Annotated in this window: 22 protein-coding genes and 2 pseudogenes; 14 read left to right on the top strand and 10 right to left on the bottom strand. The window is 64.4% G+C overall.

Annotated features, from left to right (window positions below):
• Nucleotides 1-115: 115 nt before the first annotated feature.
• The 3 genes from GEU01_RS01570 to aroB form a co-directional block, all read right to left on the bottom strand.
• A complete protein-coding gene (locus GEU01_RS01570) occupies nucleotides 116-1,210 on the bottom strand; it encodes an OmpA family protein (protein WP_010506977.1) in 1,095 nt (364 codons plus the stop codon).
• 406 nt (nucleotides 1,211-1,616) lie between these two features.
• Nucleotides 1,617-2,816, bottom strand: coding sequence for an OmpA family protein (locus GEU01_RS01575; RefSeq protein ID WP_010506976.1), 1,200 nt, complete (start codon nucleotides 2,814-2,816; stop codon nucleotides 1,617-1,619).
• Between the two features lie 277 nt (nucleotides 2,817-3,093).
• Nucleotides 3,094-4,827, bottom strand: coding sequence for a 3-dehydroquinate synthase (gene aroB, locus GEU01_RS01580; RefSeq protein WP_019084670.1), 1,734 nt, complete (start codon nucleotides 4,825-4,827; stop codon nucleotides 3,094-3,096).
• A 128-nt stretch (nucleotides 4,828-4,955) separates the two neighbouring features.
• Between aroB and GEU01_RS22200 the strand changes: the two genes are divergently transcribed.
• The 3 genes from GEU01_RS22200 (at nucleotide 4,956) to GEU01_RS01595 (ending at nucleotide 7,169) form a co-directional block, all read left to right on the top strand.
• Nucleotides 4,956-5,201: a hypothetical protein gene (locus tag GEU01_RS22200; protein WP_042710754.1), complete on the top strand. Its 246-nt coding sequence runs from the start codon at nucleotides 4,956-4,958 to the stop codon at nucleotides 5,199-5,201.
• Nucleotides 5,202-5,213: 12 nt separating this feature from the next.
• Complete coding sequence (locus GEU01_RS01590) at nucleotides 5,214-6,137, top strand: tyrosine recombinase (protein WP_019084672.1); 924 nt, start codon at nucleotides 5,214-5,216, stop codon at nucleotides 6,135-6,137.
• 75 nt (nucleotides 6,138-6,212) lie between these two features.
• Entirely contained in the window at nucleotides 6,213-7,169 is a 957-nt protein-coding gene (locus GEU01_RS01595; RefSeq protein WP_026018403.1) for an acetyl-CoA carboxylase carboxyltransferase subunit alpha, read from the top strand.
• A 112-nt stretch (nucleotides 7,170-7,281) separates the two neighbouring features.
• Here the strand turns inward: GEU01_RS01595 and GEU01_RS01605 are convergent, their stop codons facing one another.
• Complete coding sequence (locus tag GEU01_RS01605; RefSeq protein WP_026018404.1) at nucleotides 7,282-8,040, bottom strand: competence/damage-inducible protein A; 759 nt, start codon at nucleotides 8,038-8,040, stop codon at nucleotides 7,282-7,284.
• A 96-nt stretch (nucleotides 8,041-8,136) separates the two neighbouring features.
• On the opposite strand from GEU01_RS01605, the gene GEU01_RS01610 reads away from it, so the two are divergent.
• Nucleotides 8,137-9,054 (top strand): SMP-30/gluconolactonase/LRE family protein, encoded by a 918-nt coding sequence (locus GEU01_RS01610; protein ID WP_019084673.1) that lies wholly within the window; start codon nucleotides 8,137-8,139, stop codon nucleotides 9,052-9,054.
• A 116-nt stretch (nucleotides 9,055-9,170) separates the two neighbouring features.
• On the opposite strand, the pseudogene mutT reads toward GEU01_RS01610, so the two are convergent.
• The 3 genes and pseudogenes from mutT to GEU01_RS01625 form a co-directional block, all read right to left on the bottom strand.
• Nucleotides 9,171-10,179: pseudogene (gene mutT / locus GEU01_RS26650) on the bottom strand (8-oxo-dGTP diphosphatase MutT).
• Nucleotides 10,176-11,297: an aromatic ring-hydroxylating oxygenase subunit alpha gene (locus GEU01_RS01620; protein WP_026018405.1), complete on the bottom strand. Its 1,122-nt coding sequence runs from the start codon at nucleotides 11,295-11,297 to the stop codon at nucleotides 10,176-10,178. Before GEU01_RS01620 ends, mutT begins: the two are co-directional and overlap by 4 nt.
• 270 nt (nucleotides 11,298-11,567) lie before the next feature.
• A complete protein-coding gene (locus GEU01_RS01625) occupies nucleotides 11,568-12,440 on the bottom strand; it encodes an ATP-binding protein (RefSeq protein ID WP_019084678.1) in 873 nt (290 codons plus the stop codon).
• A gap of 172 nt (nucleotides 12,441-12,612) precedes the next feature.
• Between GEU01_RS01625 and yajC the strand changes: the two genes are divergently transcribed.
• Together yajC and GEU01_RS01635 are read left to right on the top strand one after the other, a co-directional pair.
• Nucleotides 12,613-13,002 carry a preprotein translocase subunit YajC gene (yajC, locus tag GEU01_RS01630; protein ID WP_010506956.1) on the top strand — a complete coding sequence of 130 codons (390 nt, stop codon included), beginning with the start codon at nucleotides 12,613-12,615 and terminating at the stop codon, nucleotides 13,000-13,002.
• 86 nt (nucleotides 13,003-13,088) lie between these two features.
• On the top strand, nucleotides 13,089-14,522 hold the full coding sequence (locus tag GEU01_RS01635; RefSeq protein WP_198284433.1) for a sugar porter family MFS transporter: 1,434 nt from the start codon (nucleotides 13,089-13,091) through the stop codon (nucleotides 14,520-14,522).
• A 77-nt stretch (nucleotides 14,523-14,599) separates the two neighbouring features.
• On the opposite strand, the gene GEU01_RS01640 is transcribed toward GEU01_RS01635, so the two are convergent.
• Entirely contained in the window at nucleotides 14,600-15,208 is a 609-nt protein-coding gene (locus tag GEU01_RS01640; protein WP_025437554.1) for a superoxide dismutase, read from the bottom strand.
• A gap of 129 nt (nucleotides 15,209-15,337) precedes the next feature.
• On the opposite strand from GEU01_RS01640, the gene GEU01_RS01645 reads away from it, so the two are divergent.
• On the top strand, nucleotides 15,338-16,192 hold the full coding sequence (locus GEU01_RS01645; RefSeq protein ID WP_026018407.1) for a squalene/phytoene synthase family protein: 855 nt from the start codon (nucleotides 15,338-15,340) through the stop codon (nucleotides 16,190-16,192).
• 132 nt (nucleotides 16,193-16,324) lie between these two features.
• Here GEU01_RS01645 and GEU01_RS01650 read toward each other — a convergent pair whose 3' ends face one another.
• The gene (locus GEU01_RS01650; protein WP_265000850.1) at nucleotides 16,325-17,227 is read right to left on the bottom strand and encodes an NAD(P)-dependent oxidoreductase; all 903 of its coding nucleotides are present in this window, start codon (nucleotides 17,225-17,227) and stop codon (nucleotides 16,325-16,327) included.
• A gap of 155 nt (nucleotides 17,228-17,382) precedes the next feature.
• Here GEU01_RS01650 and GEU01_RS01655 point away from each other — a divergent pair, with 155 nt between their 5' ends.
• Together GEU01_RS01655 and GEU01_RS01665 are read left to right on the top strand one after the other, a co-directional pair.
• The gene (locus GEU01_RS01655) at nucleotides 17,383-18,336 is read left to right on the top strand and encodes a bifunctional enoyl-CoA hydratase/phosphate acetyltransferase (protein WP_019084683.1); all 954 of its coding nucleotides are present in this window, start codon (nucleotides 17,383-17,385) and stop codon (nucleotides 18,334-18,336) included.
• 343 nt (nucleotides 18,337-18,679) lie between these two features.
• Entirely contained in the window at nucleotides 18,680-20,176 is a 1,497-nt protein-coding gene (locus tag GEU01_RS01665) for a malate:quinone oxidoreductase (RefSeq protein ID WP_019084685.1), read from the top strand.
• 55 nt (nucleotides 20,177-20,231) lie between these two features.
• Here GEU01_RS01665 and GEU01_RS01670 read toward each other — a convergent pair whose 3' ends face one another.
• Nucleotides 20,232-20,840, bottom strand: coding sequence for a LabA-like NYN domain-containing protein (locus tag GEU01_RS01670; RefSeq protein ID WP_010507757.1), 609 nt, complete (start codon nucleotides 20,838-20,840; stop codon nucleotides 20,232-20,234).
• A 194-nt stretch (nucleotides 20,841-21,034) separates the two neighbouring features.
• Between GEU01_RS01670 and folK the strand changes: the two genes are divergently transcribed.
• The 5 genes and pseudogenes from folK to lepB all read left to right on the top strand — a co-directional run bounded on the left by folK (nucleotide 21,035) and on the right by lepB (nucleotide 25,745).
• Complete coding sequence (gene folK / locus GEU01_RS01675; RefSeq protein WP_026018408.1) at nucleotides 21,035-21,571, top strand: 2-amino-4-hydroxy-6-hydroxymethyldihydropteridine diphosphokinase; 537 nt, start codon at nucleotides 21,035-21,037, stop codon at nucleotides 21,569-21,571.
• A gap of 82 nt (nucleotides 21,572-21,653) precedes the next feature.
• Nucleotides 21,654-22,049, top strand: a pseudogene (gene rpoZ / locus GEU01_RS22210) (DNA-directed RNA polymerase subunit omega).
• 60 nt (nucleotides 22,050-22,109) lie between these two features.
• On the top strand, nucleotides 22,110-24,395 hold the full coding sequence (locus GEU01_RS01685; RefSeq protein ID WP_019084688.1) for a RelA/SpoT family protein: 2,286 nt from the start codon (nucleotides 22,110-22,112) through the stop codon (nucleotides 24,393-24,395).
• A gap of 3 nt (nucleotides 24,396-24,398) precedes the next feature.
• Complete coding sequence (gene acpS, locus GEU01_RS01690; protein ID WP_019084689.1) at nucleotides 24,399-24,812, top strand: holo-ACP synthase; 414 nt, start codon at nucleotides 24,399-24,401, stop codon at nucleotides 24,810-24,812.
• 126 nt (nucleotides 24,813-24,938) lie between these two features.
• On the top strand, nucleotides 24,939-25,745 hold the full coding sequence (gene lepB, locus GEU01_RS01695) for a signal peptidase I (RefSeq protein WP_010507752.1): 807 nt from the start codon (nucleotides 24,939-24,941) through the stop codon (nucleotides 25,743-25,745).
• Nucleotide 25,746: the final 1 nt, after the last annotated feature.

A 25,746-nucleotide genomic window follows, 5' to 3' on the forward strand; every position in this document is an offset into this window, starting at 1 on the left:
ACCTGCATGTGACATTGAGGCTCCGCACTGCGCGGATATGTCATACGGTATAATACGATCTGAATGAAAGGAGAAAAGAGGCAGATCAAAGCCTCTTTTCTTTTCTTTACATTGATTAGTGCAGGATGATCTCGACGCGACGGTTCTGGGGCTCACGCGTGTCGGGGCCGGTCGGCACCAGCGGGTGCGCTTCACCATAACCATGGATGTCGATGGCGTTGGCGGGCACGCCGTCACGGATCAGTTCAGCCTTCACGCTGTCTGCACGACGCATGGACAGGCCAAGGTTGTACTTCTCACCACGCGGGCCAGGATGGGCCGAGGTGTTGTCGGTGTAGCCGTTGACTTCGATGCGGGTCGTCTGGACGTGGGTAGAAGCCTGGGCGGCCTCTGCCACGATCTCACGCGAGCGGCCGGTAAGGGCTGCGCCGTCCCAGTCGAAGAACACCAGGTAGGTACGGGCTGCGGTCGGCGCGGGCGGCACGACGGCAGGGGCCGGCGGCGGCGGCGGCGGCGCGTTGTTGAACGCGTAGCGGACGCCGACGATGAACTGGTGGTTGAAGCGGTGGTCGAAGCTGGCATGACCCGACGCTTCCGGCCCGCTGGCGGTGTAGTTGCCCATGGTGAAGGAGGAGGGCTGGCCGATCATGCGGTATTCGGTGGTCATCTGCAGGCCAGGGACACCGGGGATGTCGTAGGCCGCACCGACGATGCCCTGGTAGGCGAAGCCGCCCTTGGTGCCGCTCAGGCTGCGACCGGGGCTGTTGCCCACGCTCACGTCATGTGCGTTCTGCCACAGGTAGCCGGCGCCGACACCGACGAACGGGGTGACGGGCACGTCGATGTTGAACAGACGCTTCAGGTCGATGTCATACAGCACGTTGACGAAACCGCCATAGGAGCGGTCGCTGCCCTTGTCATTACGGGACTTGCTGTAGATTTCGGACCAGTTGTAGTCGCCCTCGATTTCAGCACGCAGACCGTTGCCGAAGCCCCAGCCGAATGCGCCGAAGCCGGTCCAGCCATGACGGTGGCCCAGCTTTTCGCGGCCCGGGCCGTCTTCCGTGTCGGCAAAGTGCCCGTGCTGGGTCTGGGTCAGGTTGTAGCCGCCGCCGATATCGACATACGGGCCGGTGATGGTCGTGGCTTTGGCGGCGAACGGTGCCGCTGCCAGCAGGCTGGTAGCCAGTAACGCTGCGCGAAGACGCATGTTTCAGTCCTTAACTCTGTTGTTGCAGGGCAGAGCCCTATCTTGTGGTCGGGCAATGGATTTGCCCCGAGACAGGGCAGCCTGAGATTACCCGCAAGCTATGATGCGGGATTAGCCTGTCTGGACCGACTTGAGAATGGGCAAAATGCCGCATGCCAACGAGGTGTGGCGAAAAACACACATATCTTTCAGGGCATTTGGAGGTATTCCGTAAAAAGTCCCGATTTTATAAGGTTTTTTTTGAAGTCCGATAATAGACCCCTTTATTTTGCATAGGACAGTGCCGGAAACGGAAGGGCTGATTCATGGCCTGTGATGCATCGGAACGATTCGATATGGAAAGGGGCGCATCCTGTGCGCCCCTTTGTAAAAAAGCCTATTTATCAATTTATTGCAGTATGTGTCGTCAGTGCAGGATGATTTCGACGCGACGGTTCTGCGGCTCACGCGTATCGGGCTGGGTGACCACCAGCGGATGGGCTTCGCCATACCCGTGGATGTCGATGCCGCCAGCGGGTACGCCGTCACGGATCAGTTCAGCCTTCACGCTGTCTGCGCGCCGCATGGACAGGCCAAGGTTATACTTCTCCCCACGTGGTCCGGGGTGGGCCGAGGTGTTGTCGGTATAGCCGTTGACTTCGATACGGGTCGTCTGGACATGCGTGGAAGCCTGCGCCGCTTCCGCCACGATCCCGCGCGCGCGATCGGTCAGGACCGCGCCATCCCAGTCAAAGAATACGAGATAGGTACGGGCCGCGCTGGGGGCAGGGGGCGCCACGGCGGGCGCGGGCGGCGGCGGCGGTGGCGCGTGGTTGAAGGCGTAGCGGACGCCGACGATGAACTGATGGTTGAAGCGATGGTCGTAGCTCAGCGTGCGGTCACCGCCGCCAGTCTGGCTGATATTGCCCATGGCGAAGGATTCCACCTGTCCGATCATGCGGTATTCGGTGGTCATCTGCAGGCCGGGCACACCGGGGATGTCATAGGCCGCGCCGACGATGCCCTGATAGGCGAAGCTGCCATTCGTGCCGTTCTGGCGCACGTTCAGGTAGCGGGTCACGGATGTGCTGGCATCCACGTTCTGCCACAGGTAACCGGCGCCAACGCCGACGAATGGTGTCACGGGCACGTCAATGTTAAACAGGCGCTTGAGGTCGATGTCATACAGGACGTTGACGAATCCGCCATAGGACCGGTCGCTGCCGCTGGACTTGCCGCTCTGATGATTGTTGCCATAGGCGGAACCGGAAACCGAGTTGTAGCCGGTCAGGGCGGACCAGTTGTAATCCCCCTCGATTTCCGCGCGCAGGCCGTTGCCGAACCCCCAGCCGAACGTGGCGAAGCCGGTCCAGCCATCGCCATGTTCCATGCGTTCGCGTGAATGGGCTTCCTTCAGCAGGCGGGCGTTGTCCGTTGCATCAAGATACCCGGCCGTATTTGCGTTGTTTTCGTACTGGTTCTTGTCAAAGCCATGGGCATGCTGGGTCTGGGTCAGGTCATACCCGCCACCGATATCGACATATGGCCCTGTAATCGTCGTGGCCATTGCGGTGGCGAATGGCGCTGCGCCAAGTGCAGTCGCCAGTAATACCATGCGAAGACGCATATTCCCGTCCTTAAAGATACTTGATCAGACGCCTTCTTGTTTGTGGAGATGGGGGCATGTTCCACACTGGCCTGATGCATGTTGATACAGTTGGCCTGAGGCCATTATCGCAATGCCAGCGGGAAGGAGCTGAAACGGGAATGCCGGGAAACCTGCCCGCACCTGTCCATGGCTGGATCGTTGTGCAGACCAAAGATTGAGATAATATTAAACGCCCTTTCCCGGCGGGCTGGCGGGAAAGGGGCGTTGTAAAAATATCACATGGATCGGTAAGGAATCAGGGCGTGCAGCCATCCGCGCGCAGCACGTCCAGCACGGCATCATCGGGCACGTCACGGCAGGTGAAGGCCCGGCCAATGCCGCGCACCAGCACGAAGGACAGGCGGCCGTCGCGCATCTTCTTGTCGCGCTGCATGTTGCGCACCAGCTGGGTCGCGGAGAAATTCCGCCCCGTATCGCTGATCCGCGCGGGCATGGACAGCCGTTCAAGGTGACGGGTCACGCGGTCCAGGTCTTCCGCTGGACAGTAGCCCAGACGGACCGACAGCATGAACGCCAGCCGCAGGCCGATGGACACGGCCTCCCCATGCAGCAGGCTGCCGTTATAGCCCATCTCCGCCTCCAGCGCGTGGCCGAAGGTATGGCCCAGGTTGAGCAGCGCGCGGCCATCGGCCCTGCGTTCCTCGCGCTCATCCGCGACGACCACCCGCGCCTTGAACGCGCAGGCCATGCGGATGGCTTCGGCCTGCATGGCCGGGTCGCCCGCCAGCACGTCCGCCCCATGGCGTTCGCACCAGTCGAACAGGCCGGCATCCCCCAGCAGCCCCGACTTGACGATTTCGGCATAGCCCGCGCGCAGTTCGCGCACCGGCAGGGTCGCCAGGGCGGATGTGTCGGCCAGGACCGCGATGGGCTGGTGGAACGCGCCCAGCAGGTTCTTGCCAAACGGGGTGTTGATGCCGGTCTTGCCGCCGACGGACGAATCCACCTGCGACAGCAATGTGGTGGGGATCTGCACGAAGGGCAGGCCACGCAGCGTGGTGGCGGCGCAGAAACCGGCCAGGTCCCCCACCACGCCGCCGCCAAGGGCCACGACCGTGGTGCCGCGTTCGACATGCGCCTCCAGCAGGGCATTGGTCACGTGTTCATACATGCCGATGGTCTTTGATCCCTCGCCGGGGGGGATCGTGATGACTTCGGTGCGGATCCCGGTTTCCTCCAGTCCTTCCAGCAGGCGGGGCAGGTGCAGGGGGGAGACGGTTTCATCCGTCAGGACCATCACGCGCTTCTGCGGCAGGACAGGGGCCAGCAGCGCGCCCGCGCGCCGGATCACGTCGGGGCCGATCACGACGTCATAGCTGGCGCGGTCCAGCCGCACGGGCACCCGCAGCGGCTGCCGGTTATGTTTCAGGGCCTGCATGACATGGTCGGCGCTGTGTTCCACGTTGTCGTCTCCACAATCCACGATGATATCGGCTTCGGCATAGACCGGATGGCGCAGTTGCATGAGATTCGCCAGCACCGCATGCGGGGACGTCGCGTTCAGCATGGGGCGGTGCGTGCGGTCGGCCACGCGCTGCACCAGCACCGGCAGCGGGCAGCGCAGCCAGATGGAGATCGCATGTTCCCGCACGCCCGCACGCGTGCGGGAATCCATGAATGCCCCCCCGCCCGTCGCCAGCACCACGGGGGGGCCGGACAGCAGGCGGCGGATGACCAGGCGTTCGCCGCGGCGGAATTCGGGTTCGCCGTATTTCTGGAACAGGTCGGCGATGGTGTAGCCGGCTGCCCGCTCGATTTCCTCATCCGAATCGACAAAGGGCACACCCAGCCGTGCGGCGAGGATGCGCCCGATCGTCGTCTTGCCCGCCCCCATCAGCCCGACCAGCACGATGGTGCGTCCACTGCCCGGCTGCCGTGGCGTGGCGGGGCCGACGGCATTGAGGTCAAGCGGTATGGCGAGCGATGAGGCGGCCGGCGTATGCCGGTCGGGGGGAATCTGGCGTGACATGCCGGACAACCTAACATACAGCAGGATGGAACCGGTAGAGTCCGCGCCTGGGTCCCGCCATGCGCGTGAAAGTGTTTCACCGGCCCGGTCATGTGTCACCGGGTATGCTGGATATGGAAAGCGGTTGGATGATCCGTATTGTTATTGCCGTGATTGGCGTCCTGGTTGTGTGTGCGGTGGGGGGATTCTTCTCACTGGGCGCCTTTCCGCCCGCGCTGGTGCAGCAGGATGTGCACAGGGATATCACGTTCGCGGCCCCCGTGGCGGCGGTGCCTGCGGCGCTGGGCACGCCCGCACCCCTGCCCGTGGCGCCACTGGCCCCAGTGGCGACCCCGGTGGCGGCCCCGGTAGCTGCTGCTGCTCCCGCGCAGTAAGCGGCGGATCGCATGTCCGGGGACGGGGTTGATGCCTTTCTGGAAATGCAGGCGGCCGAGCGCGGCGCGGCGCTGAATACAATCAGCGCCTATGCCCGCGATCTTGGGGACATGATGCAGGCCCTGCATGCACGGGGCATCTCCCCCCTTGATGCGGGGGAGGGCGACCTGCGCGATTATCTGTCCGGGCTTGCGCGGCAGGGGCTGGCCCCGCGCACGCAGGCGCGCCGGCTGTCGTGCCTCAAGCAGTATTTCCTGTTCCTGGCGCGTGAAGGGCTGCGGCCCGACAATCCCGCCGCCCTGCTCGAGGCCCCGCGCTTGGACACGCCGCTGCCACGTTTCCTGTCGGAAGCCGAGGTCACGACGCTGCTGGCCGCGTGCGAGCCGGAAGGGGACGCGACCCCCGCACGCAGGCGCAGGCTGCTTATGGCGCGGGCGGCGCTGGAGATGCTGTATGCGTCGGGTCTGCGCATATCCGAACTGCTGTCGCTGCCACGCCGCGCGCTGGATGCGGCGCCGGGCATGATGCTGGTGCGCGGCAAGGGCGGGCGTGAACGCATGGTCCCCATGTCCGCCCGCGCCCGCGCGGCCGCCCGGACGCTAATGGACCTGGATGCGGGGCGGAAAAGCCCATACCTGTTCCCCGGCCGGGGGGCGGCCCGGCCCATGACACGGCAGGGCTTTGACCGGATCATGCATGACGTGGCGCTGCGGGCGGGGCTGGACCCGCAACGGCTGTCGCCCCATGTGCTGCGGCATTCCTTCGCCACGCACTTGCTGGCCCACGGGGCGGACCTGCGGGCGCTGCAGGTGCTGCTGGGCCATGCCGATATCGCCACGACGCAGATCTATACCCACGTGATGCTGGACCGTCTGCGTGACGCGGTGGCGCAGCATCATCCGCTGTCGGCAATGCATGACGCGGCGGCGACATAGACAAAAATGCATGGCAGGGCGGATTCCCTGCGTGAAAATGTTTGGCTGGCGTGCAGGCTGTGCTATCGGCAGCGCATGCGCCAGTTTCTAGATTTCGAAAAGTCGGTCGCCGAACTTGAGAACAAGATCGACGAGCTTCGCAGGATGTCCGGTCCGGACGGGATCAACATCGCCGAAGAGATCACCCGGTTGAGCGAAAAAGCCGACCGGCAGTTGCGTACGGCCTATGCCAAGTTGACGCCGTGGCAGAAGGTGCAGGTGGCCCGCCATGCCCAGCGCCCGCATACGCTTGACTACATCAATGCGCTGATTACCGAATTCGCGCCGCTGGCCGGTGATCGCCTGTTTGGTGATGACAAGGCCATCATTGGCGGCGTCGGCCGGTTCAAGGGTACGCCCGTGGTGGTGATCGGGACCGAACGCGGGGCCGAGATCGAAACGCGGCTCAAGCACAATTTCGGCATGGCCCGGCCCGAAGGCTATCGCAAGGCGCAGCGGTTGATGAAGCTGGCCGGGCGATTCGGCCTGCCGGTCCTGACATTTATCGACACATCCGGCGCATGGCCGGGCATTGACGCGGAAGCGCGCGGGCAGGCGGAAGCCATCGCACGGTCCATCGAAACCTGCCTGAACGTGCCGGTGCCGGTGATCGCCACCGTCATTGGCGAAGGTGGCTCCGGCGGGGCCGTGGCGCTGGGGGCCGGTGACCGGGTGATGATGCTGGAACACGCCATCTATTCCGTGATCTCGCCCGAAGCCTGCGCCTCCATCCTGTGGCGTGATCCCAAGCAGGCCTCCACGGCGGCGGATGCGCTCAAGCTGACGGCGCAGGACCTGCTGCAGTTGCGGCTGATCGACCGGATCATTCCCGAACCGCTGGGTGGCGCGCAGCGTGAACCGGCTGCCGCGATTCGCGCGGTGGGTGACGCCATTGCCGCGGAACTGCCCGGGCTGCAGGCCAAGGATCCCGTGCTGCTCAAGGCGCAGCGGCGTGAGAAATTCCTGGCCATGGGGCGTGACGCCGTCGCCTGACCCGCGACAGGTGTGCCGCCTTTTTTCTAAAAGATGGCATTCCCCATGGTGTTTTTCAGACAGCGCTGCCCGACGCGTCCCGTCTGGCGCGCGGGCCGTCGCACGGCAGGCATCAGGCCTTTGACGGTTCCCCTGCCTGCGGGGTGAAACCCAGGCGTTCGATCAGGTCGCGCACGGCGCTGGATGCCGCCTTTACGCCTGCCGCGTCCGTTCCCTTGCACAACAGGCACACGCCCCGGCTGCTTTCATCAAGGCGGTAGGGATAGGACCCGATGTCGATGTCGGGATGGCGCTGCTGTATCATTTCCAGCCCGGCGGCCAGGCTGCCTTCGTACAGGCCATTGGCATGCCATGCCTCTGACACGACCGGCGTGCCGTGGGGCAGGGTGGGCAGCACTTCCTCGAACATCGCACGCATGATGCGTGGCACGCCCGCCATGACATGGACATTGCCCATGGTGAAGCCGGGGGCGACCGAGACGGAATTGCGGATGGGCACCGCCCCCTGTGGCATCGTGGCCATGCGCTGGCGGGCGGCATTGAATTCGGCGGGCGTGAAATGGGCTTCAAGCAGGCGGAACGTCCCGGGATGGTGGACCCATGGCACGCCAAACGATTCCGCGACGCAGGCGGAGGTGATATCGTCATGCGTCGGCCCGATGCCGCCGGTGGTAAAGACATTGTCATAGGCGGCGCGGGCTTCGGTCACGTTGCGCACGATAACGGTGCGGATGTCGGGTATGATCCGGACTTCGCTCAACGTAATGCCGGTTTCCGACAGGCGACGGGCAATATACTGCACGTTTACGTCCTGTGTGCGACCGGACAGGATCTCATTGCCTATGACCAGCAGGCAGGCGGTGGGGTTCATGATGCATGTTTCCACTAGGTTGTGGGTAGGGGCATTTCCCGCCACCCTATAACGACAGCCAGCCTACCGGAAGGAGAAGCCATGAGTACGGCAGCAATGCCAGACCTGCACTGTGTATGGGACATCCGGGCGGAACTGGGCGAAGGCCCCGTGTGGTCCGTGCATGAACAGGCACTTTATTTTGTCGATATCGTCGGGCAGGCCATTCACCGCGTCCATCCCGCCAGCGGCGCGCGCGCGTCATGGCCCACACCACAGCGCCCCGGTTTCGTGACGCCGGTCAGTGACGGCACGCTCCTGTGCGGGCTGAAGGACGGGTTGTACGGCCTGAATCCGGCAAGCGGTGAATTCCACAGGGAAGTCGCGGTTGAACCTAGCCTGCCGGGCAACCGGATCAATGACGGCTGTGTCGATTCGAAGGGACGGCTGTGGTTCGGCACCATGGATGATGGCGAAAGCACCCCCAGCGGCGCGCTGTATTCCGTGACCCGCAGGAAAGGCGGGCTGGATGTGCTGCGCCATGATGAAGGGTATATCGTCACGAATGGCCCCGGCATTTCCCCCGATGGGCGGCGGCTGTACCATAACCATTCCCCCGCCGGGATCATTTACGTATTCGACCTGGCCGATAATGGCGCCCTGTCGAACCGGCGCGTATTCGCACGTATCAGCGACGGCTATCCCGATGGCGTGGTGGTCGACAGCGCGGGCACGTTGTGGGTCGGTGTGTGGAACGGGGGGCGGATTGCCCGGTTCGGACCCGATGGCACGGCCCTGCCATCCATTCCCGTGCCCGGGGCGCTGAACGTGACGAAGGTGGCCTTTGGCGGTCCAGACCTGCGCACGGCCTACATCACCACGGCGCGGAAGAACACGCCGGCTGAACGTCTGGCGCGGATGCCGCAGGCGGGCAGCCTGTTCAGTCTGTCTGTCGATGTGCCGGGACAGGAGCCTGTTGCCTTTCCTGCCACCGAATTCGACGCCATGCATGGCATGACGCTGGAACGGGACTGATCGCGCCGCCTGTGCGGGGCATATCCCGCGCACGCCCCAAGGGTCTTCCTGAAGGCTGTTTGAAAAAGCTTCACCAGGAACGTCTTCATGATTTGCAGGCTTTTTCAGGCAGCCCCTTACAGCAGGTCCTGTAGCAGCGGGATCAGGGGACGGTCCGCATCGGGCATGGGATAATCCCGCAGGTCGCTGGCCGCTACCCATTTCATGGTCTGCCCTTCGCGCGGGGCAGGCGTGTTTTTCCACCGATGGCAGACATAAACGGGCATGAGCAGGTGAAAATGCCCGTAATCGTGGGAAACGAAGGTAAACGGCGCAAGGCAGGAGCGCGCGACGTCCAGCCCCAGTTCCTCGTCCAGTTCACGGATCAGGGCTTCTTCGGGCGTTTCTCCTGCCTCGACCTTGCCGCCGGGGAATTCCCACAGGCCCGCCATGGACTTGCCTTCGGGCCTTCGGGCCAGAAGCACGCGGGTATCCGAATCCACCAGGGCCACGGCCGCGACCAGCACGACCTTGCGGGTGCTGTCTGCCGCCTGTGCCATTTCCTCGGCCATGGCTTCCCCCGACAGGTCGGCATGGCGTGCTTCGAACAGGCGGACGGGATATTCCCCCCCGCGTGAGACGAATTCCTGCGATCCCGTCCCGTTTTCCCGAAACCCGATCCGCTTCAGCACCGCGATGGAGGCATGGTTGTCGTGTGCCGCGGATGCCGTCAGGCGGTCTACCGGCAGGTTGGNNNNCCCAGCGCGCCAGCCTGCCCGCCGTGGTGGTGGCGACCTTGCGGTTCCAGTGCGCCCGTCCCACCCAGTACCCCAGTGAACAGGACCGGTCGGCGCTGTTGATGCGCAGGCCGATGCACCCGATCAGCGAATCCGGCTGGTCGGAGTCCGGGCATGTAATGGCGAAATGATAGGCCTCGCCACGCTGGGACTGTTCGATGGTGGCGGCGATCCAGTCCTCGGTCAGCGCCAGCGAGTAGGGGAACGGAACGCGGCTGAGCATCCGCACCACGCTCCAGTCATTGATCAGCCTGTGCATGGTGCCCGCATCAGACGTGCGGACTTCACGCAGGCGGTATTCCCCGGCATCCAGTAAGGTGCCCGGACCATGTGATCCCTGTACGCTCATACGGGCGTGGCGCCCCTGGCGGCTGGTGCCGGCGCGTCCTGCCCGGCCGGCAGGCCGCATTCCACCAGCAGTTCGCGCAGGTTGCAGATGACCGGGAAGATCTCCTGGTTCCGGTCGCCGCCCTGTTCGTACCAGGCGTTCTGTTCCAGTTCCACGATTTCGCGATCCTCACGGAATATCCGTTCGGTAAACGCGGTCAGGAACGACCATGCCAGGTCCAGAATTCCCGGAATTCCCGGCCGCCGGATCGACAGCAGCCCGAAAACCCGGTTGGTCAGTTCCGCCTCGTCCTGCGGCACGTACGCGATCCACAGGTCCATGACCGGCGCATTGTCACCCGTCTGGATATGCAGTGTCTGGTATGGATAGGTCGTGCGGATGGTCATGACGTCGCGATGGGCGAATTTTTCGCTGTTGTCGCGCTTCTGGCCAAAGATCAGGGCCTCACCAATCGGCTGCTTGCCGCTGGTGCGCGCGAAGCTGTAGCGCGCTTCCACCAGTCCCGGCCCACGTTCCTGCCCCAGGAAGCGTGGCTTCATCTGACCCATCTGCTTCATATGCATGAACTGGTGGTTCATATCCATCAGGTTCTCATGCATGAAGCTGTAGTGGCAGTGCACGAGCTGGCCAAAGCGGCGGGTCTTGTACGCCGGGTTGGCCACTTCCGCCAGGCGGGGGAAGGGCGTTGTCTCCGCCTTGGCCGCATCTCCGGGGAAAATGAAGATCAGGCCATCGACTTCCCGCACGGGATAGGTGCGCACCCCGTTGGGCAGCTTGCCCTTGCCCAGATAGGGCACGTCAATGCAGCGGCCCGAACGGCCATAGGCCCAGCCATGGTAACAGCACTGGACCGATTCGCCCTTGACGGTGCCCTTGCTCAGCGGAACCTGGCGGTGCGCGCAGCGGTCTTCCAGCGCGAACACGCTTCCGCCTTCCTTGGGGCGGACAAGGGCGATGGGCTGCCCGGCATAGCGGGTTCCTATGGTTTTGCCTGGCTTCAGCTCCCGCGACCAGGCGACGGGGTACCAGAAATCGGGGTTGGCACGAATTCGGCGCAGGTCCCGCCCGGTGACCGGGGCGGAAGACTGCATGCTGTCAGGCGATAACGACTGATCCATTGTCTCTCTTGACTGTTAACAGGGCATGGCAGCCGGATGTGCCATGGGACAGGATACCGGTCACATGCCGGAAGGGAGTGCACGTCCGACCCGTATCGTGCCGCCATGGCGATATTAAGGATGTTTTTTAGCCTCAGGGCAAATGGTTCAGCGCCATAATGTTTTGTAATATATTGCTGCCCCATTTCCCGGCTGCTTCCCCCTGCTGCCATGGTGGTTGATGGTAAGGCCAGCATGGCAGGCAGGACATGGATCAATCCATGTTATGGATCATGGTCGGGGGGAAAGTTCAGCGCTCAGGTCTTCAATGAACTGGAACGCGACCCGTCCCGACCGGCCACCTCGCGACAGCGACCACGCATTGGCCCGCCGGGTCAGGTCCGCATCCGTGATCGGCAGGCCGCGTTCCTTTGCATAAGCACGGACCATGTCCATGAAGGTGTCCTGCGCGCAGTTGTGGAAGCCGATCCACAGGCCGAAACGGTCGGACAGCGAGACCTTTTCCTCTGTCGCTTCCGCGGTGTTGATGGCGGTTGAACTCTCGTTCTCGATCATCTCGCGCGGCATCAGGTGGCGGCGGTTGGATGTGGCGTAGAACAGGACGTTCCGGGGCCGTCCGGCGATGCCGCCATCCAGCACCGATTTCAGGGCCTTGTAATCCGCGTCCTCACGCTCGAACGACAGGTCATCGCAGAAGACGATGAAGCGGCGCGGGCTTTCGCGCAGCAGCGCCAGCAGGTCGGGCAGGGTGGACAGGTCCTCGCGCTGGATTTCGACCAGCACCAGCCGCCCCCTGCCTGGCGCCGCGGGCCTGCCGTCCACCAGGTTCGCCTGCGCGTGCGCCGCCTTGACCAGCGACGACTTGCCCATGCCGCGCGCGCCCCACAGCATGGCGTTGTTGGCGGGCAGGCCTTCCGCGAAATGCAGCGTGTTGTCCAGCAGCATCTGCCGCTGGCGGTCGATGCCCTGCAGCAGCGCCATGTCCACATGGGCAACATGGGGCACGGCCGTCAGGCGGCCAAGGCCGGGATGCCAGATGAAGGCATCCGCCCGGTCCAGTCCGGCAAGGGAGGGCGCAGGCGTCGACAGCCGCTCAAGGGCGGCGGCGATGCGTTCGAGAAGGGGAAGGGCGTTGCTGTCCATCGTCGTTCCTGATTCCAGCATGACTGTGTGCGATGGCGTATGCCACCAGGCGATCCGGAGCGCGTTGGCCAGCCGGGGCAGGCGAACGCCTTGACGGGAAACAGGCGAAAACTATGGTCCGCATGGCAAACCCGCAACCCGTTCAATTCCTCATTAGGCCGGAAAGATCATAATGCCTTCTATAATCAATGATTTGTTGACCACACCCGCCCATGCCCAATCGGCTGGGGGCGGCCTGCTCAGTGGCGACGGCATCATGGCCGTGCTGCCGTACGTGGCCATGTTCGCCATTTTCTATTTTCTGCTGATCCGTCCGCAGCAGGTCAAGCAGAAGCAGCTGCGCAGCCAGCTTGCCGGCCTGCGCCGGGGCGACCGGGTGCTGACGGCTGGCGGCATCATTGGCGTGGTGCAGAAAGTACAGGCGGAATCGAATGAAGTCGAAGTCGAGATCGCGCCGGGCGTGCGGGTGAACGTGCTGCGTGACACCATCGGTTCGGTCATCACCAGCGCGGGCACCCCCGCCAACGATTCCACCCCTGACAAGCCGGCAAAGAACGGCTGATGCCCTTTATCCCCGCCTGAGTGCCGCCGGGGATGAACTTCCCCCGCATTGTGCCGTTGCTTACTGTAATATCAGGAGTAGGCATGATGCACAGGCAGCCTGGCGACGCAGAGACTGGCCCCACCATCCGGCATGGGCCGGTCCTGCGGGGGCGTGCGGGGTTGATCGGTGGTCTTGCGGCGCTGTCGGGTATCCTGTTCGGGCTTGATACGGGTGTCATGTCCGGCGCGCTGGACCTGATCACGCAGGAATTCATCCTGTCGGATTTCCAGCGCGAATCCATGGTGGGCATCATGCTGCTCGGCGCGGCGATGGGCGTGCTGGGGGCGGCATGGCTGTCGCACCGGATCGGGCGCAAGCGCACGCTAGTGCTGACGGCGGGGCTGTTCGTGATCGGCCCCCTGTTATGTGCCGAATCCATGTCCTACCGCACGCTCATGCTGGCCCGGATGCTGCTGGGACTGGCGACCGGGGCGACCACGTTCGCCACGCCGCTTTATATCGCCGAAATTGCCGATTCCGGACGCCGGGGCGCGATGATACTGGGCTATCAGCTCATGATTTCATGCGGGTTGCTGGCGGCGTTCGTGTCCGACGGGCTGTTTTCCTATTTTGGCGGATGGCGGTGGATGCTGGGCGTCGTGGGCTTTCCGGGCCTGGTGTTCATGATGGGGGTTCTGTTCCTGCCCCCCAGTCCGCGCTGGCTGCTGGCGCAGGGGCGCGAGCGTGACGCCCGCCGCGTGCTGATCGAACTGCGTGGCCTGCCCCGGCTGGTCATGGCCGAACGCAACGCCATCATGGCCCGCCTGGCCGCGCGCCGTGACGGGATTGGCAGTTTCATGAAGGATTCGAACTGCCGCCGCGCCATGTGGCTGGCGGTGGGGCTGCAGGTGGCGCAGCAGTTTTCCGGCATCAACGCCGTGCTGTATTATGCGCCCTACATCATCGGGCTGGTGGGATACGGCCATTATGTGCAGGTCTGGGGGCCGGTGGGGATCGGGATCATCAACCTTCTGTCCACCTGTATCGCCACGACCTGCGTGGACCGGATCGGGCGCAGGCCCATGCTGATCGGCGGTTTTGCCGTCATGGCGCTGGCCATGGCGGGCCAGGCGGCCATGGTGGCGGGTGGCATGCCGCCCATGCCGGGCATGCGGCTGCTCATGGGGGTGTTCATGCTGCTGTTCGTCGCGGCGTTCGCGTTCGCGGCGGGGCCGCTGACGTGGCTGCTCTGTGCCGAAATCCTGCCGCTGCGCGGGCGTGAATTCGGCATGGCGTGTTCCACCTGCGCCAACTGGATCGCCAACATGCTGGTCAGCGCTACGTTCCTGACCGGGCTGGAAATCCTTGGGGCGGATCGGGTGCTGTGGGGATATGCCGGGCTGAATGCGGTGTTCATGGTCATGGTGGCGCTGCGCGTGCCCGAGACGCGTGGCATGACGCTGGAACAGATCGAGGTGGAACTGATGCGCGGCACCCCGCTGCGGGCGTTGGGCGGGCGGGCGCATTCCGGGGTGTGAGGCACGACCCATGACCCGGTACGCAAAAAACCCGGCGCAAGGCCGGGTTTTTCGGTCTACTGCCTGAAATCAGGCAATCAGGCGGACTGCAGCTGCGCTTCGGCGAATTCGTAGTTGGCCAGCTTGTCCAGGTAGTTGGTGATGTAGTCGGGGCGACGGTTGCGGAAGTCGAGGTAGTAGGAGTGCTCCCACACATCCAGACCCAGCAGTACCTTGCCCTGGCCTTCGGCCAGCGGGTTGGAGCCGTTGGCGGTCTTGGTCACCTTCAGCTTGCCATCGGAACCCAGCACCAGCCATGCCCAGCCGGAGCCGAACTGCGATGCGGCAGCGGCCTTGAAATCGGCCTTGAACTTTTCAATGGTGCCGAAATCCTCGACCAGCTTCTTGGACAGGGCGTGGGGGATCTCGCCGCCCTTGGGGGCCAGGTTCTGCCAGAACAGGATGTGGTTCCAGTGCTGTCCCGCATTGTTGAACACGGGCGCCATGTCGGGCTTGCCCTTGACCATGAGGATGATTTCCTCAAGCGACTTGCCCTGCAGTTCAGGCTTGGATTCGACAAATCCGTTCAGTGCCGTCACATAGGCCTGATGGTGCTTGTCATGATGCAGTTCCAGCGTTTCCTGGCACATGCCACGGTTGGCAAGGGCATTGTAGGCGAAGGGAAGGGACGGCAATTCGAAAGCCATGAACATTCTCCTGGGAATTGCAAGGAGCGGCATGAAGCCGCCATACCAAGATTGCTATGGGTGTGGAGCGGGTGCGTCAAGTGACGGTCATATGAACACGCCCCTGCCACGCCTTGTGGAGCAAACGCCATGACGGGGCGGATGGATGCATCTCCTCCGGTGACGGGGGGCGTGTCGTTCCTGCATGATGCGCGTCGGGCGGACCCCGACCGCTTTTTCTGCGCCCTGTTCATGCCGTCCGCCGCGCGCATGGCCGCGATGGTGCTGATCGCCTTCAACCATGAATGCACGCGGGCTGTGGCGACGCCTGCATCCTGGGCGGTGGCCGGTCAGATGGCGGGGCTGATCCGGCTGCAGTGGTGGCGTGACGTGCTGGAAAGCGGCAATGCACAGCGCCACGATACGGCGGCAGCGCTGCTGGACCTGATGGCGCGGGGCGGGGTGCGGCGCGAGACGCTGGACGGCATCATCATGGCACGCGAATGTGAACTCGACGGCCTGCCCGACCGCGCGGCATGGCAGGCATCCATGCTGGATGGCGCGGGCGGCGTGCAGGTCGCCATGGCGCAGGCGGCAGGCTTCACCGACCCCACGCAACTGGCGCGCATACGTCTTATGGGCGGGATCTACGCGGTGGGGGCGCTGGTGCGCCATCTGCCTGCCGTGCTGCGCGCGGGGCGCTGCCCGTTACCCGAGGATGCACTGGCGGCGGTGGGGCTGACGCGCGATGGCCTGCGAACCGGGCAGGCCACGCTTACCCAGATCGCCACCCTGCGTGACGGGCTGCGCCAGCAGGGACGGGAATGGCTGGAGATGGTGCGCGAGGGACCACGCCTGCCCCGCGCGGCCCTTGCCGCCGGGCTGCCCGCCGTCCTTGGCCTGCGCGACATGCGCGGGCATGTGGGGGGCGATGGCGATGCATCCCCCCGTGGCGTGGGCGACCGGCTGGCTGTCATGGGCGCGCTGCTGCGCGGGTGGGTCTAGGGATCGTTTCAAAGCCAGTTGCTGGCAAAATAACAAGAGTTTCCGGGCGCCGCCTTTTTTCAAAAAGGCGGCGTTCTTTCGAAGCTTTGTGCAAACAGCTTCGCCAAAAACTTTTGCTGGTTTTCAGGGTGTTCAGGGCGTGTTGGCCACCATGCTTTCCATGACGGCGAACAGGGCGGAATAATCCTCATCCGGATGGCGGCGGCGGGTCAGCGACAGGCTCTGGGTCGCGGCGGCCATGGCGGGCAGGGGAGCGGTGTGACGGGCCGCGTCGGTCATGAGCAGGCGCATGTCCTTCTGCATGAGGCGGGCGGGAAACTGCGGGCTGAAATCGCCTGCCTTGGCCGCCTTCAGCTTGCGCTTGTGGTGGGGCGAGATCACCGGGACCTCATCCAGCGCGTCAAACAGCATGCCCCGCTCCAGCCCCGATGCCAGCCCGTACGTGACGCCTTCCGCCACGACCGCGAGTGTGGCCCCCATGATGCCGTTGATGACCAGCTTCAGCTTGGACCCGCTGCCTGGCGGCCCAGCATGGATGGTCAGGCGGCCAATGGCGTCAAACACGCCCTGCGCGCGGCTGATATCGGCCGCCGTGCCACCCGCCAGCACGATCAGGTTGCCCGATTCCGCTTCCGGCGTGCTGCCGGCCACGGGCGCGTCGATGACGGTAATGCCGTGCGCGTGGCCCGCCTGCGCCAGCGTGACGGAGGTTTCGGGTGCGACCGTGCTGGTGTTGACCAGCAGGCCGCCGGACTTCATGCCTGCCAGCACGCCGTCGGGGCCGTTCATGGATTTGTCCAGGGCCTCGTCATCCGGCACGCAGGCCACGACAATATCGGCTTCCTGCGCCAGCGCGCGCGGGGTGGGCAAGAAACGGGTGCTGCCATCGCCCCCCTTGCCAGATGGGGTATAGGCCACGATCCGGTAGCCAGCCTTGACCAGATTGGCCCCCATGCGGGACGCCATGGCCCCAAATCCGACAAAACCGACCAGTGGAGTGGTGGACATGCGGCTTCTCCTTGCCTGTTGCGCGATGGCCCATGGGCCGATGCCTGAATGTGGGCAATAGCATGCACCACGTCACGCCCCGATGACGCGCGGCGGCCATGCCTCGCATAAAGATGATGGCGGAAGGTGGTGGGGTCCTGTGGCATCACGGGCCGATACCCTGTCCGCCACGGGAAGGAGACATGATGCGCAGCCTGCAGTTTTTTGACGACCTTGCACGAAGCCTTGCCGGCCACCCGCCCATGGCGCTGGGCGTGGTCTATCCCTGCAGCGTGCCCGCGTTGCAGGCGGCGTGCGAAATCGCGCATGCGGGCCTGGCCACGCCGGTGCTGATCGGCCCCGCCGACCGGATTGGCCAGATGGCAGGGGAGGCGGGCATCACGCTGTCGGGCTGCCGGATCGTTGACGTGCCGACCGATGGGGACGCCGCGCGCGTGGGCGTGCGCATGGCGCATGAAGGAACGGTTGCGGCCCTGATGAAGGGGTCGCTGCATTCGCGCATTTTCCTGCATGAACTCGGCCACCACGAAGGCGGCCTGCGCACGACCCGGCGCATGAGCCATGTCTATGTGCTGGACGCGCCACAGGCCCCGCGCGTGCTGCTGGTGACGGATGGGGCAGTGAACATCGCCCCCGATCTCGAGGCCCGGCGCGATATTGTCCAGAACAGCATCGATCTTGGTCACATGCTGGGCATCGCGCAGCCAAAGGTGGCGGTCCTGTCGGCAGTAGAGATGGTCAATCCCGACCTGCCATCGACGCTGGATGCGGCCATATTGTGCAAGATGGCCGAACGCGGCCAGATTACCGGCGCGGTGCTGGACGGTCCGCTTGCGCTTGACAACGCCGTCAGCCCCGAGGCCGCGCGCTGCAAGGGCGTGGTCTCCCCCGTGGCGGGACAGGCGGACATACTGGTGGTGCCGGATCTGGAAGCCGGGAATATCCTGGCCAAGCAGATGACCTTCATCGGTCAGGCGCAGGCGGCGGGCATTGTCATGGGCATGCGCGTACCCGTGATCCTGACCAGTCGCGCCGACCCCGTGCCGGTGCGCGTGCTGTCATGCATGGTGGCGGCGGTCATGATCCGGCAGGGTTACGGCGGGAATCCGGCGGCCAGCATGGATCAATGCGGATGACGGTCCCGTGTGATGCGTGTAAGGAAGGGCGGCCCGCTCGCGCGATGTTGTCCATGCGGGCCGGTGGCGTTTTCCCGCCGGTGGATGCGGCGCGAACCGTGGCGTCCGGCGCCGCGTGCGCCGATACGGGTTGCCTTCCTCGCGCAGAGATGATGCCCCGCCCTGGCGCACATGGTGGCAAGGAAAGGGCTGACGACTGCCCGGCCGGTGGGGCCATGCCCCGTGTGCCGGTGACTGACATGAACGTGCAATCAGGCCGGGTTCCCCGCGCCACCGGGTGGCTGCCCGGTCCAGCCGATGAACAGCCACGCAGCGGGTTTCCGATGCCGATCCGGAGAATGCCATGACCTCGAATCCCTCCTCTGCCGCTTCCACCTATGATGTGGTCCTGATTGGCGGCGGAATCATGAGTGCAACGCTGGGCGCGCTGCTGCGCCAGCTTGAACCGGGCCTGTCCATTGCCCTGTTCGGGCGGCTGGATGACGTGGCGCTGGAAAGTTCCAATGGCTGGAACAATGCCGGCACCGGCCATTCCGCCCTGTGCGAACTGAATTACACGCCGCTGCGCCCCGACGGGGTGGTGGATATTTCCAAGGCCGTGAACGTCAACGAAGCCTTTCAGGTTTCACGCCAGTTCTGGTCCTATCTGGTGGAATCGGGGCAGATCGCCTCGCCGCGCGACTTCCTCAACCCCATTCCGCACATGAGCTTCGTCTGGGGACCGGAAAATGTCGATTTCCTGCGCAGGCGTCATGCGGCGCTGCAGGAACACCCGCTGTTTGCAGGCATGTCGCTGTCAACCGATGAAGGGCAGCTGCGCCAGTGGATGCCGCTGGTCATGCAGGACCGCAAGCCGGGGCAGCCTCTGGCCGCCACATGGCACCCGGCGGGCACGGATGTGAATTTCGGCGCGCTGACCCATCGCCTGATCGACCTGCTGCGGGGCAGGCCGGGCTTTGACCTCAACCTCGCGCATGAGGTGGAAGATCTCAAGTTCGCGGGCAGCAACGGGTGGGATGTGTCCGTCCGCGCCATGCATGGCGGGGGCGAGCGCAGGGTGCGCGCCAAATTCGTGTTCATTGGCGCAGGCGGCGGCGCGCTGCACCTGCTGCAGAAAAGCGGCATACCCGAGGCCCGTGGCATTGGCGGTTTTCCCGTCAGCGGCCAGTTCCTGCGCTGCACCAACCCCGAAGTGGTGCAGCAGCACCATGCCAAGGTGTATGGCAAGGCGTCGGTCGGCGCGCCGCCCATGTCGGTGCCGCATCTGGACACGCGCGTGATCGACGGGCAGCGTGGCCTGCTGTTCGGCCCGTATGCCGGTTTCTCGACCAAGTTCCTCAAGCAGGGGTCGTGGCTGGACCTGCCGCGTTCCATCCGCATGGACAATATCGGGGCGATGCTGGCGGTGGCGCGTGACAACATGCCGCTGACCAAATACCTGATCCAGCAGGTCATGCAGTCCAGCGAGGATCGCCTGAAGGCGCTGCGCGACTTTGTCCCCACCGCGCGCAAGGAAGACTGGGAACTGATCACCGCGGGCCAGCGCGTGCAGGTCATCAAGAAGGATGCAAAGCGCGGCGGCGTGCTGCAGTTCGGCACCGAAGTGGTGACCGGGGCTGGCGGGTCGATCGCGGGCCTGCTGGGCGCATCGCCCGGTGCCTCCACGGCGGCGCCGATCATGTTGACGGTGCTGCAGCGCTGCTTTGGCGACCGCCTGCCGCAGTGGGAGTCCCGCCTGCGGGAGATGATTCCCTCCTACGGCACGAAGCTGGGGCAGGATGCGGCCCTGTGCGCGCAGGTGCGCGAACGCACGCGCACGGCATTGCAGCTGGACGGCTGAACCCGATGAAAAAACCCCGCCCGGCCATGATCTGGCGGGCGGGGTGGGGTCTGTCTCAGTCCTCGTCGTGTTCGCTCATCTGGTCGGCGGGATGGCGCACGGGGGGGGCTGCGTTGCGCTGTGGCCGGTTTTCGATATGGCGGCGCATGAAGTGGGTCGCGATATCCGCCAGTTCAATGAACTGGTCCGCCTGGCGGCGCAGTTCGTCCCCGATCAGTGGCGGCGAGGTCTTGATCGACCCGACCACGGTGGTGCGCACGCCCTGGCGCTGCATGGATTCCAGCAGGCGGCGGAAATCCGAATCCCCGCTGAACAGGACGGCATGGTCGATGTGCGGGGCCATTTCCATCATGTCCACCGCCAGTTCCACGTCCATGTTGCCGCGTACGCGGCGGCGGCCGTTATGGTCGATGAATTCCCGCGCGTTCTTGGTCACCAGCGTATAGCCATTATAGACCAGCCAGTCTGTCAGCGGCTTGAGGGGTGAATACTCCTCGGTGTCCAGGACGGCGGAATAGTAATAGGCACGCAGTACATTCGATTTGGAACGGAAAAACTGCAGCAGCTTGCGATAATCGACCTCAAATCCAAGATTGCGGGATGCGGAGTACAGGCTGGTGCCGTCTATAAAAAGACAAAGCCGCTCCTGAGATTGAAAAAACATTTATGGTCTGTCCCTGAAACAAAAAAAGTGAATACGTCACAGCCGTGTCAAATTTTGCGTTGCATGTATTTTGCAGCGCAGTGAAAGTTGTCTGGCAGAAATGAACCCTGCATATGTAGAAGCCGGATCCTTTCCGGAAGTTCCCTATGGGGGGATTACTAACCGACAGCAACCATCCCGGACACTGTTTTTACATGACAATGCTGCAATCTGCGCCCATTTCTGGTGACATAACAATCGCCATAGGCGCCAACCTGCCACGCGAAAGTGGTGAAACTGCGGCCGGGACCTGCCTGTGGGCGGTGGATCGGCTGGCCTGCCTGCCGGGCCTGTCGGTGGTGGCGGTCTCACGCTGGTATGAAAGTGCGCCGGTGCCCCCTTCGGACCAGCCGCCCTATGTGAACGGAGTCGTGCGCCTGTCGGGGCAGGCGGACCCGGCATGGCTGCTGGCGCGCCTGCATGAAATCGAGGCCGCGGCCGGACGCAGGCGCACGGTGGCCAACGCCGCCCGCCCGCTGGATCTTGACATCATCACGATGGGCGATCTTGTCCGCGCCAGCCCCGATCCCGTCGTGCCGCACCCGCGCGCGACCGGCCGCGCCTTCGTGCTGCTGCCGCTGCGTGATGTCATGCCCGACTGGCGGGACCCGGTGACGGGGCGGGGGATCGACGCCTTCCTGCCCGCTATCGCGGGGCAGGACATCGCGCCCATGGCCGCGGGGGCGGACTGAAATGCTTGCATCAGGACAGGGGTGGGCGTAATAAGGTAAATTCTGATTAACACAACCAATTAACAACCGGAGTTCAGGCCTGATGGCACGCGTCACTGTCGAGGACTGCGTTGAGCGGGTTCCCAATCGTTTTGAACTGGTGCTGCTGGCGGCCCAGCGCGCACGCGCCCTGTCGCGTGGCGAGGAAATGACGATTGACCGCGACAACGACAAGAACCCCGTTGTCGCCCTGCGTGAGATCGCGGACCAGACCGTCAGTCTGGACCAGATCCGCAGCGACCTTGTCCGCTCGCTGGCCCGCGCGCCGGAGCCGGAACCCGCTGATGAGGAAGTGGTCGACCTGATCCCGACCTAGCAAAACATCTTCGGCCTGCAGGATGTCTCGGCCGAGGAAGAGGCGCGCAATTCCGGCGGCGGCATGTCGGCTGAAGAACTAGAGGCCTCGGTCGAGGCGGCCCTGAGTGGACGGGGCCGGTAACATCTGACGAAGGGGTGGAAGGTGACTGACCCGGTCAGATCGGAAACGACATCTTCCTCCATGCCCGTGCCGGTCACGGGTGGAGTGACGGCAGACGCTGCCGCCCTTCCCGCCACGCGGGGGGCAGGGGAACGCGCGGTTTCCTGCGACGGTCTGATCCGTCGCGTGCTGGCGTATGATCCCGGCGCCGATACGGACCTGATCCGCCGCGCCTTTGACGTGGCGAAGGCCGCCCATGCGGGGCAGGCGCGCGATAACGGCGATCCCTACATTACCCATCCGCTGGCCGTCGCCAACATACTGGCGGGCTTCCATCTTGATACCGCCTCGATCATCACGGCGCTGCTGCATGACACGATCGAGGATACGGGCGTTACCCAGCAGCAGCTGCGCAGCGAATTCGGCAATACCGTTGCCGAGCTGGTGGATGGCGTCACCAAGCTGACACGGCTGGAACTGCAGTCGGACCGCACCAAGCAGGCGGAAAACTTCCGCAAGCTGGTGCTGGCGATGTCGCGCGACATCCGCGTGCTGCTGGTCAAGCTGGCCGACCGCCTGCACAACATGCGCACGCTGCATTACGTCCAGCGTCTGGACCGCAGGCAGCGCATCGCGCGCGAAACCATGGAAATCTACGCCCCCCTTGCCGGCCGTATCGGCATGGACAAGGTGAAGGTGGAACTGCAGAACCTGTCGTTCGCGGCGCTTGAGCCCGAAGCGATGGCGACCATCCGTGCGCGCCTGAACTACCTGCGCGGGCAGGGCGCGGATGTTATCGAGGAAATCCGCCGCGAACTTCAGGCCCTGTGCGCGCAGGCCGGGCTGGAAGGCGTGGAGGTGACGGGGCGGGAAAAGACGCCCTATTCCATCTGGGAAAAGATGCAGCGGCGCAATGTCGCCTTTGAACAGCTGTCCGACATCATGGCGTTCCGCATTCTCGTGCCATCGCGGGAAGCCTGTTATGTGGCGCTGGGCGCGGTGCATGCCGCCTATCCGGTCATTGCCGGGCGGTTCAAGGACTATATCTCCACCCCCAAGGCCAACGGTTACCAGAGCCTGCATACCGGCGTGACCCTGCGCCATCCGCGCAACCAGAAGATCGAGGTCCAGATCCGCACGCCGGAAATGCACGACGTGGCCGAAAACGGCGTCGCGTCGCACTGGCTGTACAAACAGTTGCCCGATGCCGCGACGGGCAAGGAGGCGAAGGGCGTCGTCTCCGGCCTGCGCTGGGTGCAGGACCTGCTCGACATCCTTGAGGACTCGGCGGCCCCTGACGAGTTCCTTGAGAACACCAAGCTCGAACTCTATCAGGATCAGGTTTTCTGCTTCACGCCCAAGGGACAGCTGATTTCGCTGCCGCGCGGGGCGACGCCGGTCGATTTCGCCTATGCCGTGCATAGCCAGGTGGGCGATAGCTGCGTGGGCGCGCGCATCAATGGCCGCCTCATGCCGCTGCGCCATGAACTGCAGAATGGCGACCAGGTCGAGATCATGACCGCGCGCGGGGGCACGCCCTCGCCGTCATGGGAACGTTTTGTCGTCACGGGCAAGGCGCGTGCGCGGATCCGCCGCCATGTGGCGCTGCAGCAGCGCGAGGCCCATCTGGAAAGCGGTCGCGTGGCGCTGGCCAAGGCCTTCCGGCAGGAAGGGGTGGACGGGTCGGAAAAGGTGCTTGAAAGCCTGCTCAAGGACCTGCGGATGCAGTCGGTGCCCGACCTGTACGTGGCGGTGGGCAACGGCAACCAGTCCGCGCGTGAAGTCGTGCAGACGGCCTATCCCGAACTGCGTCGTGCGCCGCGTGCGCCGCGCATGGTGCCCGGCCTGTCCATGCGCGCGCCCATGTCCGCCCCCGGTGGGGCGGCGGGGCGGCGCAAGCCGGCCGCTGGCATGGCGCTGGCGGGCGTGGGTGCTGGCATGGCGGTGCATTTCGCCGGGTGCTGCCACCCGCTGCCGGGTGACCGGATCGTGGGCATCGTTTCCACCGGAAAGGGGATAACGGTGCATACGCTGGGGTGCCAGACGCTGGAAAGTTTTGCCGCAACCCCCGAGCGGTTCATGGACCTGGATTGGGATTATGACCTGATCGCGCGCAACGCCACCGGCCATTACACCGGGCGGCTGAGCGTGGTGACCGCCAACGAACCGGCCATGCTGGCGACGCTGACCAATATCGCCGCCAAGCATGAGGGCGTGCTGGTCAACCTGCGTATCGTCAACCGCCAGCTTGAATTCATGGAAATCCTTGCTGATATCGAGGTACGGGACCTGCGGCACCTGACCGCCATCATGGTGGCGCTGCGCGCCGCCCGTGGGGTGGTGCAGGTCGAACGGGCCAGGGGCTAGGCCATGCTGATCGGCATCGGGTCCGACCTGTGTGACGCAAGGCGGATCGAAACCGTCCTGTCACGACATGGAACACGGTTCGAGCAGCGGGTCTTTACCGCGTCCGAACGGGCCGCCGCCGCGCGCAGGCAGGGAACCGCGCGGCTGGGAACCTATGCCAAGCGGTGGGCGGCGAAGGAAGCCTGCGCCAAGGCGCTGGGCACCGGCTTTGCGCAGGGCGTGTTCCATCGTGACATGGGGGTTGAAAACCTGCCCACGGGCCAGCCGGTCATGCGGCTTGCGGGCGGGGCGCTGGCGCGGCTGGAGGCGTTGTTGCCCGACGGGTATGTGGCGCGGGTTTTCCTGACCATGACCGATGAACATCCCTATGCCTTCGCACAGGTCATGATCATGGCGGAAAAAGCGGGCGCATCCTGATCACCTGCCTTGCCCGCATGGGCAATGCTTGACAGGTGGGGGGTGCGCGGGCTTGATCCGCACGTTATTCGTCCGGCGCTGCCTGTCCGGTCGATGCCAGATCCGGATTGAAGAACAAGTATGCCAATGGACGATAACAAGACGATTTCCTCCCAGCCGGGACCAGACGCCGCGCGTCGGGACGGTGGCCTGCTGGACCTGCTGCGTACCGTCGTGATCGCCGGAATCCTGGCCATCAGCGTCCGCACGGTGCTGTTTGAGCCATTCAACATCCCGTCCGGTTCCATGATCCCGACCCTGCAGGTGGGGGACTACGTGTGGGTGGCCAAATACAGCTATGGCTATTCGCGTTACGCGCTGCCCGGTTCCCCCAACCTGTTCGAGGGGCGGATCTTCAACAGCCCCCCGCACCGGGGCGACGTGGCGGTGTTCCGTTTCACCAAGGACACGTCCATCGACTACATCAAGCGTATCGTCGGCCTGCCCGGTGACACGGTGCAGATGCGCGAAGGCAGGCTGTTCCTGAACGGGCAGCAGGTCCCGCGTGAGCCGGAAGGCGAATACACCGCGATAGATGAACACCGCACCCGCATGGAAGGCGACCGCTACCGCGAGATCCTGCCCGGCAGCGGCGGCCATGGCCCGGTGGCCCATGACATCCTGAAACTGACCGATGAGGGCGGCAAGAACGACACCCCGGAATACGTCGTGCCGCCGGGTTATTTCTTCGCCATGGGCGACAATCGTGATGACAGCGCCGACAGCCGCTTCATGGGGGATGAACCGCAGGACCTTGGCTTCGTTCCAATGGAAAACCTGGTGGGGCAGGCCAAATGGATCTTCATGTCCGTCGATAACGCCCATCCGTTCTGGCAGGTCTGGTACTGGCCGGTCGAGATCCGCTGGAACCGCCTGTTCATGGGGATTCACTGAC

This window comes from Komagataeibacter europaeus LMG 18890 (assembly GCF_000285295.1).
GTDB lineage: Bacteria > Pseudomonadota > Alphaproteobacteria > Acetobacterales > Acetobacteraceae > Komagataeibacter > Komagataeibacter europaeus.

Bases quoted from the DNA above. Each gene is read 5' to 3' on its own strand.
- GEU01_RS01640 (WP_025437554.1), bottom strand. From the start codon at position 15,208: ATGGCTTTCGAATTGCCGTCCCTTCCCTTCGCCTACAATGCCCTTGCC.
- GEU01_RS22200 (WP_042710754.1), top strand. From the start codon at position 4,956: ATGATCCGTATTGTTATTGCCGTGATTGGCGTCCTGGTTGTGTGTGCG.
- GEU01_RS01610 (WP_019084673.1), top strand. From the start codon at position 8,137: ATGCCAGACCTGCACTGTGTATGGGACATCCGGGCGGAACTGGGCGAA.
- yajC (WP_010506956.1), top strand. From the start codon at position 12,613: ATGCCTTCTATAATCAATGATTTGTTGACCACACCCGCCCATGCCCAA.
- GEU01_RS01645 (WP_026018407.1), top strand. From the start codon at position 15,338: ATGACGGGGCGGATGGATGCATCTCCTCCGGTGACGGGGGGCGTGTCG.
- folK (WP_026018408.1), top strand. From the start codon at position 21,035: ATGACAATGCTGCAATCTGCGCCCATTTCTGGTGACATAACAATCGCC.
- GEU01_RS01670 (WP_010507757.1), bottom strand. From the start codon at position 20,840: ATGTTTTTTCAATCTCAGGAGCGGCTTTGTCTTTTTATAGACGGCACC.
- acpS (WP_019084689.1), top strand. From the start codon at position 24,399: ATGCTGATCGGCATCGGGTCCGACCTGTGTGACGCAAGGCGGATCGAA.
- GEU01_RS01625 (WP_019084678.1), bottom strand. From the start codon at position 12,440: ATGGACAGCAACGCCCTTCCCCTTCTCGAACGCATCGCCGCCGCCCTT.
- lepB (WP_010507752.1), top strand. From the start codon at position 24,939: ATGGACGATAACAAGACGATTTCCTCCCAGCCGGGACCAGACGCCGCG.
- GEU01_RS01595 (WP_026018403.1), top strand. From the start codon at position 6,213: ATGCGCCAGTTTCTAGATTTCGAAAAGTCGGTCGCCGAACTTGAGAAC.
- GEU01_RS01635 (WP_198284433.1), top strand. From the start codon at position 13,089: ATGCACAGGCAGCCTGGCGACGCAGAGACTGGCCCCACCATCCGGCAT.
- GEU01_RS01570 (WP_010506977.1), bottom strand. From the start codon at position 1,210: ATGCGTCTTCGCGCAGCGTTACTGGCTACCAGCCTGCTGGCAGCGGCA.
- GEU01_RS01685 (WP_019084688.1), top strand. From the start codon at position 22,110: ATGCCCGTGCCGGTCACGGGTGGAGTGACGGCAGACGCTGCCGCCCTT.
- GEU01_RS01665 (WP_019084685.1), top strand. From the start codon at position 18,680: ATGACCTCGAATCCCTCCTCTGCCGCTTCCACCTATGATGTGGTCCTG.
- aroB (WP_019084670.1), bottom strand. From the start codon at position 4,827: ATGTCACGCCAGATTCCCCCCGACCGGCATACGCCGGCCGCCTCATCG.
- GEU01_RS01590 (WP_019084672.1), top strand. From the start codon at position 5,214: ATGTCCGGGGACGGGGTTGATGCCTTTCTGGAAATGCAGGCGGCCGAG.
- GEU01_RS01605 (WP_026018404.1), bottom strand. From the start codon at position 8,040: ATGAACCCCACCGCCTGCCTGCTGGTCATAGGCAATGAGATCCTGTCC.
- GEU01_RS01620 (WP_026018405.1), bottom strand. From the start codon at position 11,297: ATGGATCAGTCGTTATCGCCTGACAGCATGCAGTCTTCCGCCCCGGTC.
- GEU01_RS01655 (WP_019084683.1), top strand. From the start codon at position 17,383: ATGATGCGCAGCCTGCAGTTTTTTGACGACCTTGCACGAAGCCTTGCC.
- GEU01_RS01575 (WP_010506976.1), bottom strand. From the start codon at position 2,816: ATGCGTCTTCGCATGGTATTACTGGCGACTGCACTTGGCGCAGCGCCA.